The sequence below is a fragment of the Phenylobacterium sp. genome, from assembly GCF_004799395.1.
GTDB lineage: Bacteria > Pseudomonadota > Alphaproteobacteria > Caulobacterales > Caulobacteraceae > Phenylobacterium.
The window spans coordinates 1-6,519 of record NZ_SSMZ01000345.1; the positions used below are offsets into that span (position 1 = coordinate 1).

A 6,519-nucleotide genomic window follows, 5' to 3' on the forward strand; every position below is an offset into this window, starting at 1 on the left:
CTGGAAGCCTACGGCGCCGCCTACACCCTGCAGGAAATGCTGACGGTGAAGTCGGACGACGTGGCGGGACGGACCAAGGTCTACGAGTCGATCGTCCGCGGCGACGACACCTTCGAGGCCGGCATTCCGGAAAGCTTCAACGTGCTGGTCAAGGAAATGCGTTCCCTGGGCCTCAACGTGGAGCTGGAGAACAGCTGACGGACGCTATTGCCCTCCCTGGCCCTCCTTTGCTTGCAAGGGATTTGGCCGGGGAGGGCGCTCCGCCCTCGCTGTTTTCCCTTAAATATTTTCGCGGGCAGATCCCGCAGAAGGAACCAAGATGAACCAGGAAGTCCTGAACATCTTCAATCCGGTCCAGGCCGCTCCGACCTTCGACCAGATCCGTATCGCGCTCGCCTCGCCGGAGAAGATCCGCTCGTGGTCGTTCGGCGAGATCAAGAAGCCCGAGACCATCAACTACCGGACCTTCAAGCCGGAGCGCGACGGCCTTTTCTGCGCCCGCATCTTCGGTCCGACGAAGGACTACGAGTGCCTGTGCGGCAAGTACAAGCGCATGAAGTACAAGGGCATCATCTGCGAGAAGTGCGGCGTTGAGGTCACCCTGGCCCGCGTCCGGCGCGAGCGGATGGGCCACATCGAGCTGGCCAGCCCGGTCGCCCACATCTGGTTCCTGAAGTCGCTTCCGAGCCGCATCTCGATGATGCTCGACATGGCGCTGAAGGACATCGAGCGCGTGCTCTACTTCGAGCACTACATCGTCACCGAGCCGGGCCTCACGCCCCTGAAGCAGCACTCGCTGCTCTCGGAAGACGAATACATGCGCTTCCAGGACGAGTTCGGCGACGACAGCTTCACCGCCGAGATCGGCGCCGAGGCGGTCCAGGGCCTGCTGAAGGGCCTCGACCTCCACAAGGAAGCCGACAAGCTGCGCGAAGAGCTGGTCACCACCACCTCGGAGATGAAGCTGAAGAAGGCGTCCAAGCGCCTGAAGCTGATCGAAAGCTTCATCGAGAGCGGCAACAAGCCGGAGTGGATGATCCTGACCGTGGTGCCGGTGATCCCGCCGGAACTGCGCCCGCTCGTCCCGCTGGACGGCGGCCGCTTCGCCACCTCCGACCTGAACGACCTCTATCGCCGGGTCATCAACCGCAACAACCGCCTGAAGCGCCTGATCGAGCTGCGCGCGCCGGACATCATCATCCGCAACGAAAAGCGGATGCTGCAGGAAGCCGTCGACGCCCTGTTCGACAACGGCCGCCGCGGCCGCGTCATCACCGGCGCCAACAAGCGTCCGCTGAAGTCGCTGGCCGACATGCTGAAGGGCAAGCAAGGCCGCTTCCGCCAGAACCTGCTCGGCAAGCGCGTCGACTACTCGGGCCGTTCGGTCATCGTGGTGGGCCCGGAACTGAAGCTGCACGAGTGCGGCCTGCCGAAGAAGATGGCCCTGGAGCTGTTCAAGCCGTTCATCTACGCGCGGCTGGACGCCAAGGGCCTGTCGGGCACCGTCAAGCAGTCCAAGCGCATGGTGGAGCGTGAGCAGCCGGCGGTGTGGGACATCCTCGACGAGGTGATCCGCGAGCACCCGGTGCTGCTGAACCGCGCGCCGACCCTGCACCGTCTGGGTATCCAGGCGTTCGAGCCCAAGCTGATCGAGGGCAAGGCGATCCAGCTGCACCCGCTGGTCTGCGCGGCCTTCAACGCCGACTTCGACGGCGACCAGATGGCCGTCCACGTGCCGCTCAGCCTCGAAGCTCAGCTGGAAGCGCGCGTGCTGATGATGAGCACGAACAACATCCTGTCGCCCGCCAACGGCCGGCCGATCATCGTGCCGTCGCAGGATATCGTGCTCGGGCTCTACTACCTGTCGCTGCTGCGCGACGGGGAGCCCGGCGAAGGCAAGGCGTTCGCCGACCTCAACGAGATCGACCAGGCGCTGGACGCCGGGGTGGTGTCGCTGCACTCCAAGATCCGCGCGCGCTACGCTGAGATGGACGCCGAGGGCAATCTGGTCCGCAAGGTCATCGAGACCTCGCCGGGCCGGATGAAGATCGCGGCCCTGTTCCCGCAACACCCGGCGGTCGGCCACCGGCTTCTTGAGAAGAACCTCACGAAGAAGGAGATCGGCAACCTGATCGACATCGTCTACCGGCACTGCGGTCAGAAGGCGACGGTCATCTTCGCCGACCAGATCATGGCGCTGGGCTTCAAGGAAGCGGCCAAGGCCGGTATTTCCTTCGGCAAGGACGACATCGTCATTCCGCAACGCAAGGAACCGATCGTCACCGAAACCCGCAAGCTCGTCGAAGAATACGAGCAGCAGTACGCCGACGGCCTGATCACCAAGGGCGAGAAGTACAACAAGGTGGTCGACGCCTGGGCCAAGGCCACCGATCGCGTCGCCGACGAGATGATGGCCGAGGTCTCCACCGCCGGTAAGGACGCCAACGGCCGCGACCTGGAGATCAACTCGATCTTCATGATGAGCAACTCCGGCGCCCGCGGTTCGCAGGCCCAGATGAAGCAGCTCGGCGGGATGCGCGGCCTGATGGCCAAGCCCTCCGGCGAGATCATCGAGACGCCGATCATCTCGAACTTCAAGGAAGGCCTGACCGTCCAGGAGTACTTCAACTCCACCCACGGCGCCCGTAAGGGCCTGGCCGACACCGCGCTGAAGACCGCCAACTCCGGCTATCTGACGCGCCGTCTGGTCGACGTGGCGCAGGACTGCATCATCACCGAGGAAGATTGCGGCACCACGCGGGGCATCACCCTTCGCGCCGTGGTCGAAGGCGGCGACGTGCTGGTCTCGCTGGGTCTGCGCATCCTGGGACGCTTCGCGGCCGAGGACATCAAGGACCCGAACACCGGCGAAGTGGTCGTGCCGGCCGACACCTATCTGAACGAGAACATGTGCGACCTCGTCGAGGCCGCGGCCGTCCAGTCGGTGAAGATCCGCTCGGTGCTGACCTGCGAGACCAAGGTCGGCGTCTGCGGCGCCTGCTACGGCCGCGACCTGGCCCGCGGGACGCCGGTGAACATCGGTGAAGCGGTCGGCGTCATCGCCGCCCAATCCATCGGCGAACCCGGCACCCAGCTGACCATGCGGACTTTCCACATCGGCGGCACGGCCCAGGTGGCCGAGCAGTCGTTCTTCGAAAGCGGCAACGACGGCGTGGTCAAGATCGCCGGCGGCAACACCGTGGTGAACTCGCAAGGCCACCTGATCGGCATGAGCCGCAACCTGGCCCTGACCGTCCTGGTCGATGGCAAGGAACGCGAAGCCTACAAGCCCCCCTACGGCGCGCGCCTGCGCGTCAAGGACGGCGAGAAGGTCAAGCGCGGCCAACGCCTCGCCGAATGGGACCCCTACACCACCCCGATCATCACCGAAGTGGGCGGCAAGGTGCGGTTCGAAGACCTGGTGGAGAACATGTCGGTCCGCGAGGAAGCCGATGAAGCCACCGGGATCACCAACCGCGTGGTCATCGACTGGCGCGCCTCCACCAAGGGTTCGGACCTGCGTCCGGCCATGGCGGTGATCGGCGAAGACGGCGCCTACATGCGCATCTCCAACGGCGGCGAGGCCCGTTACCTCCTGCCGGCGGGCGCGGTTCTGTCGATCGGCGACGGCGACGAAGTGAAGCCGGGCGAAGTCATGGCCCGGATCCCCACGGAAAGCGCCAAGACCCGGGACATCACCGGCGGTCTGCCGCGGGTAGCCGAACTCTTCGAAGCCCGCCGTCCGAAGGACTGCGCGGTGATCGCGGAGATGGACGGCCGGGTCGAGTTCGGGCGCGACTACAAGAACAAGCGCCGGATCAAGATCACCCCCGAAGACGGCGGCGAGGCGGTCGAGTTCCTCATCCCCAAGGGCAAGCACATCGCCGTTCACGACGGCGACGTGATCCGCAAGGGCGAGTACCTGATCGACGGCAATCCGGACCCGCACGACATCCTGCGGATCCTGGGCATCGAGGCCCTGGCCGACTTCCTGGTCAACGAGATCCAGGAGGTCTACCGACTGCAGGGCGTGCCGATCAACGACAAGCACATCGAGACGATCGTGCGTCAGATGCTGCAGAAGGTCGAGATCCTCGAACCCGGCGACACCGGCCTGCTCAAGGGCGACCACCTCGACAAGATCGAAGTGGACGAGGAGAGCGCCAAGGCCGAAGCCCGCGGGGGCCGTGCGGCGCTCACCCAGCCGGTCCTGCTGGGCATCACCAAGGCGAGCCTGCAGACCCGCAGCTTCATCTCGGCGGCGTCCTTCCAGGAAACCACCCGCGTCCTCACCGAGGCGTCTGTCCAGGGCAAGGTCGACACCCTGGAAGGCCTGAAGGAGAACGTGATCGTGGGTCGCCTGATCCCGGCCGGCACCGGCTCGTACCTGCGCAACCTGCAGCGCATCGCCGCCAAGCGCGACGAAGCGCTCACGGCCAGCCGCGAAGAGGCCATGGAGCCGCTTCCGGAAGCCATCGCCGTCGAGGCGGAGGCCGAGAAGGTCGAGTAGTCCAAGAGCTCCAGTCAGTAAGCGTACCGAGCGGCCCGGGAGCGATCCCGGGCCGCTTTGGTTTTGCGCCCCACAACCGGGGATTGATCCATGTGGAAATGCATGTAGCCTAGCCTTCAATCTGGGATCGGGGGGTTCCTTTGAAAATCTGTCTGGCGGCGCTGGCCGCAGCCGCTGTTACGGCGACGCCGGCGCTCGCCGAGCCGCCACCCGCCTCAGCCTTCGGCCGCATCCCGGCGATCGTCACCGCCAAACTTTCGCCGGACGGGAAACGGGTCGCCATCCTGGGCGGCGCTTCCGACCAGCGGTTTGTCTCCATCGGCGCCATCGACCAGACGGACGTGCCGACGGTGCCGTTGGGCAACGTCGAGGGCGTCGGCCTGACCTGGGCGGGCAACGACTATGTGCTGGCCAGGATCGCGGTCCTCGACAAGCAGGGGCCGCGCACCGAGTACCGGCTGGAACGAAACATCGCGATCAGCGCCAAGGGCGAGCTGCTCAACGTCCTCCTGGGTAAGGACTCGATCTCAAGGTTCATCATCCACCAGGCAGTGTTAGGGACGCCCGCCGCCACGCCGACGCGCGCCTTTGTCGAAGGCCTGGTGCTTTCGGAGGGGCCGAGCTCCGATATGAACACCCACATCGCGCGAAAGGGGGTCGAAAATCCCTTTGTCGCCGCCTTGTGGAGCGTCGATCCTCAAACCGGGACGGGAAACCTTACCGAGCGGGGCGACTACGACACTGTAACCTGGGAAGTGGACTCGACCGGTCAGGCGCGCGTTCGCCTCGAGATCGACCAACTGTCTCACGACTTCTCCGTATGGGGCCGGCCCAAGGGCGCGCGCCAGTGGTCGAGGGTCTGGGCGGGCGGCGACTATGACAGCCGACGGCAGTTCTACGGCTATTCCGAACCGGATGACGCCATCTACCTGGGTCTGGACGGGCAGCTTGTGCTCAAGAGCCTCACTGACGGAACGACCAAGCCCCTTGGCCCCGCTCAGCCGATGACCAATCCGATCCTGGTCTGGGATCCCTATCGGATCACCGCGGTTGGGATCAGGACCGGCGGCGAGAAGCCTGAATTCGACTGGCTCGATCCTGAGATCGGCGCGGTTCACACCGCTCTCAGCAAGGTCTTCAAGGACAAGGCGGTAGAACTGACCGGCTGGTCCACCGATCGGACCCGCTTTGTCGCCAAGGTCGACGCGCCAGGCGCGCCGTCGGTCTGGTATCTGTTCGACAAGACCCGCAAGGAGCTTTCGCCGATAGGCGAGGAGTACCCCGAACTGAAGGGCGCGGTTTTCGGGACCACGCGCTGGATCACCTATAAGGCGCGCGATGGTCAGGAGATTCCCGCCTACCTTACATTACCTCCCGGCGCGCAGGCACAGGGCGCCAAGGCGCCACTGATCGTCCTGCCCCACGGTGGGCCGGGGGCCCGTGACACCTACGAATTCGACTTCCTGGCGCAGTTCCTGGCCACGCGAGGTTACGCCGTGCTGCAACCGCAGTTCCGCGGATCGTGGGGCTTCGGCAAGGCGTTCGAGGACGCCGGGCAAGGCGAGTGGGGCGGCAAGATGCAGACGGACCTGTTGGATGGGATTGCCGCTGCTGCCGCCTCCGGCGACATCGATCCGACCCGCGTGTGCATCGTCGGCGCGAGCTATGGCGGCTACGCGGCGCTGGCGGGCGTAACGCTGCATCCGGACGCCTATCGCTGCGCCGCGTCCATCGCAGGCGTTTCGGATCTTGGCCTGTTCGTGGTGGAGCAGGTTCGACTGTTCGGCACGGACACCGGCGGCTTCCAGGAACTTAGGAAGATGCTCGCCGGATCTTCCACTGCGAAGCTGGTCGCCACGTCGCCCGCGCACCAGGCCGCCGCCATCCGCGCACCCGTGCTGCTGATCCATGGCGACAAGGACACGGTCGTACCCTTCGAGCAAACGCAGCACATGGCCGATGCGATGAAGGCGGCGGGAAAGCCCGTGGAGATGGTCACGCTCGTCGAC

The 6,519-nt window shown here is 65.3% G+C and carries 3 protein-coding genes; all 3 read left to right on the forward strand.

The window, feature by feature from the left end:
- Window positions 1-198, forward strand: a 198-nt coding sequence (locus E8A12_RS22650; RefSeq protein ID WP_293373171.1) for a hypothetical protein, incomplete at its 5' end; no start/stop codon positions are given.
- A gap of 121 nt (window positions 199-319) precedes the next feature.
- On the forward strand, window positions 320-4,510 hold the full coding sequence (gene rpoC, locus E8A12_RS22655) for a DNA-directed RNA polymerase subunit beta' (protein WP_293373173.1): 4,191 nt from the start codon (window positions 320-322) through the stop codon (window positions 4,508-4,510).
- A 140-nt stretch (window positions 4,511-4,650) separates the two neighbouring features.
- Window positions 4,651-6,519 (forward strand): S9 family peptidase (locus E8A12_RS22660; RefSeq protein ID WP_293373175.1); only part of this gene is annotated, 1,869 nt, incomplete at its 3' end.